Below are 3485 nucleotides of genomic sequence, written 5' to 3'. Positions count from 1 at the left end.
TGTATAAGAGACAGCCGAAACCCTCAAGAGGACGCGCACCCGCGCCCGTTCGCCCGCCGCCCCTCCGGCGGCACCACCGGCAGCAGCCGCAGCAGCGGCCGCCCCTCCGGCAGCGCCTGCACCGGCGGCACCTCGGGCGCCCGCTTCAACTGCAGCTCCCCGTACGCCCCTTCCGGCACGGCGGGCCGCACCGGCGCGACCGGCTCGATCCGTTCGTACGCCTGACCCTGCTCCGGCCGCGGGTCCGGCTCGCCCTTGTTCGGCCAGAAGGACATCGCCCGCTCCGCCTGGGCCGTGATGGTGAGCGACGGGTTGACGCCGAGGTTCGCGGAGACGGCCGCGCCGTCCACGACCGAGATGCCGGGATGCCCGTACAGCCGGTGGTACGAGTCGATGACGCCCTGCGAGGCGTCCGCGCCGATCGGGCAGCCGCCGAGGAAGTGCGCGGTCAGCGGGGTGCCCATCAGCTCGCCCACGTTGCTGCCGGGGAAGCCGTTGATCTCCTCGGCGAGGATGTCCGCGGCCATCGCCGCCGCGGGGATCTGCTTCGGATTGGGCGCCCCGTGCCCCTGCCGCGCCGTCAGCAGGCCGTTGCCCGGGCCGCGCCTGCGGCGGTACGTGGTCAGGGAGTTGTCGAGCGACTGCATCACGAGCCCGATGATCGTCCGCTCGGACCAGCGCCGGTTGGACAGCGACCGCAGCAGCTGCACCGGGTGCCGCACGCAGCGCGCGGCGAACGCGGCGGCCCGCGGCGCCCGCGTCCCCACGGGCACCTGGAGGACCGACAGCATCCCCATCGCGTTCGACCCCTTGCCGTAGCGGACGGGTTCGATGTGCGTGTGGTCGTCCAGGTAGGCGGAGGAGGTGATGGCGACGCCCCGGGTGAAGTCCGGGCGTGCCCCGCCGTGCGCCTTGCCGTAGCGGCGGTCGTCGGTCTGCGCGCCGACGAGCGCCTCGGAGTTCGTACGGGTCAGCCGGCCCAGACCGGCCGGGATGCGGGGCAGCAGGCCCTTGTCCTTCATGGTGTGCAGCAGCGTCTGCGTGCCGTACGTGCCGGCGGCGATCACCACCCGCTCGGCGCGCAGGACGCGCGGCCGGGCGGCCGCGGAGCCGCGCCGCTTGTCGGTCGGGACGGTCACCACGCGGTAGCCGCCGTCCCGGTGCTCGGTGACCGCGACGACCGTGGTCATCGGGTGGACGACGGCGCCCGCCCGCTCGGCGAGGTACAGGTAGTTCTCGTTGAGGGTGTTCTTCGCGCCGTGCCGGCAGCCGGTCATGCACTCGCCGCACTCGGTGCAGGCCCGGCGGGCGGGCCCGGCGCCGCCGAAATAGGGGTCGGGGCTCTCCTCGCCGGGTTCCGCCCGGTGCGTGCCGGCGGCGTCCTCGCCGTCCCCGAAGAACACGCCGACCGGGGCCCTGCGGAAGGTCTCCCCCACGCCCAGGCGCTCCGCCGCCGCCTTCAGGTGGACGTCGGAGGGCGTGGTCGTGGGGTTGAGGCGGACGCCGAGCATGCGGCTCGCCTGGTCGTAGTACGGCCGCAGCTCGTCCTCCCAGTCGGTGATGCCGGCCCACTGCCGGTCCTGGAAGAAGGCTTTCGGCGGTACGTAGAGGGTGTTGGCGTAGTTGAGGGAGCCGCCGCCGACGCCGGCGCCCGCCAGGACCATCACGTTGCCGAGGAGGTGGATGCGCTGGATGCCGTAGAGGCCGAGCGCGGGCGCCCACAGGTAGTTGCGCAGGTCCCACGAGTTCCTGGGGAGGTTCTCGCGGGTGAAGCGGCGGCCCGCCTCCAGGACGCCCACGCGGTAGCCCTTCTCGGTCAGGCGCAGCGCGGACACCGCACCGCCGAAGCCCGAGCCGACGACGATCACGTCGTAGTCGAACACTGCCTCTCCGTTCCTCTCCGTTCCTCCGGGTCGTACGAGAGCGTGCGGGGCGGGCGGGCACCGGCCCGTCAGCGCAGCCTGAGCGCCTTCAGCAGCTGCAGGCCCCGCGTCATGACCTCCGCGTACTTCGCGTCGTCCAGCCCGAAGGCCGGGGCGAGCGGTACGACGCGCTGGTGGGCGACCGTCTGCGCCTCGGTGTACTTGAGGATGCCCTCGGAGCCGTGGCGGCGGCCCAGCCCCGACTCGCCCATGCCGCCCATGGGGGCCCGCGCGCTGCCGTAGGCGGCCGCGTACGCCTCGTTGACGTTGACGGTGCCGGTGCGCAGGCGCGCCGCGATCTCCCGGCCGCGGCGGCCGTCCGCGGTCCACACGCTCGCGTTGAGCCCGTACGGGGTGGCGTTGGCGAGGGCGACGGCTTCGTCCTCGTCCCGGAAGCGGTAGACGGAGACGACGGGGCCGAAGGTCTCCTCGGCGCACACGGCCATGGACGGCCGCACGCCCTCCAGCACGGTCGGCTCGTAGAAGAACGGGCCGACGTCGGGCCGCGGGCGGCCGCCCGTAAGGACGGTGGCGCCCTGCGCGACGGCGTCCTCGACGTGCCGCACCACCGCGTCCAGCTGGCGCTGCGAGGCGAGGGAGCCCATGTCGGCGCCGTAGGCGAGGCCCGTGCCGAGCCGCAGCGCCTTCGCGCGGGCCGTGAAGCGCTCCAGGAACGCGTCGGCCACGGACTCGTGCACGTACAGCCGCTCGATGGAGATGCACAGCTGCCCCGCGGACGAGAAGCAGCCGCGGACGGCGCCGGCGGCGGCCTTCTCCACGTCGGCGTCGTGGAGGACGAGCATGGCGTTCTTGCCGCCGAGTTCGAGCGAGGAGCCGATCAGGCGCGCCGCGGCGCCCTGGGCGACCTCGCGGCCGGTGCGCGTCGAGCCGGTGAAGGAGACGTAGTCGGCGTGCGCGACGAGCGCGGGCCCGACGACCGGGCCGTCGCCGATGACGACCTGCCAGACCTCCTCCGGCAGCCCCGCCTCGACCAGCAGCTCACGCGCCCACAGGGCGGTCAGGGCCGTGCCGGTGTCGGGCTTCATCACGACGGCGTTCCCGGCCGCGAAGGCGGGCAGGGCGTCCCCCACGGACAGCTCCAGGGGGTAGTTCCAGGGGGCGATCTGGCCGACGACGCCGCGCGGGTGGCGCAGTTCGGTGACCTTGGTGAGGACGGGCAGGACGCCCGTGTGCCCCTTGGGCCGCAGGTAGGCGGCCGCCTTGCGCCCGTAGTGGCGGGCGCCGACGGCCACGGCCTGCACTTCCTCGTGGGCGTGCAGGCGGGCCTTGCCGGTCTCCGCCTGGATGAGGTCGAGGACCTCGGACTGCCGCTCCAGGAGCAGGTCGTGGAAGCGCAGCAGGACGGCGGCGCGCGCGCTCACGGGCACGGTCGCCCAGTGCTGCTGCGCCTCTCGCGCGCGGACGAAGGCCTCGGCCACGTCGTCCGGGGTGGACTCGGGCAGTTCGGCGAGCTGCAGACCGGTGAGCGGGGTGCGGCTGACGGTGGTGCCGGAGCCCACGACGGGCCGGGTGAGGCGGGCGGCGAGGGCGGGCGTGATGACG

General features: G+C 74.2%; 2 protein-coding genes. Both read right to left on the bottom strand.

Going from position 1 to position 3485, the window contains the following annotated elements:
• Nucleotides 1–23: 23 nt before the first annotated feature.
• Nucleotides 24–1883 (bottom strand): GMC family oxidoreductase N-terminal domain-containing protein, encoded by a 1860-nt coding sequence (locus tag ACSNOH_RS34030; RefSeq protein ID WP_436725314.1) that lies wholly within the window; start codon nucleotides 1881–1883, stop codon nucleotides 24–26.
• Between the two features lie 68 nt (nucleotides 1884–1951).
• Nucleotides 1952–3485 (bottom strand): succinic semialdehyde dehydrogenase (locus ACSNOH_RS34025; RefSeq protein ID WP_436725313.1); only part of this gene is annotated, 1534 nt, incomplete at its 5' end.

The organism is Streptomyces sp. URMC 127 (assembly GCF_051386535.1).
Taxonomy (GTDB): Bacteria; Actinomycetota; Actinomycetes; order Streptomycetales; family Streptomycetaceae; genus Streptomyces.
Note: the sequence above shows the minus strand (reverse complement) of the source record. Positions and strands in the feature narration are given on the sequence as shown.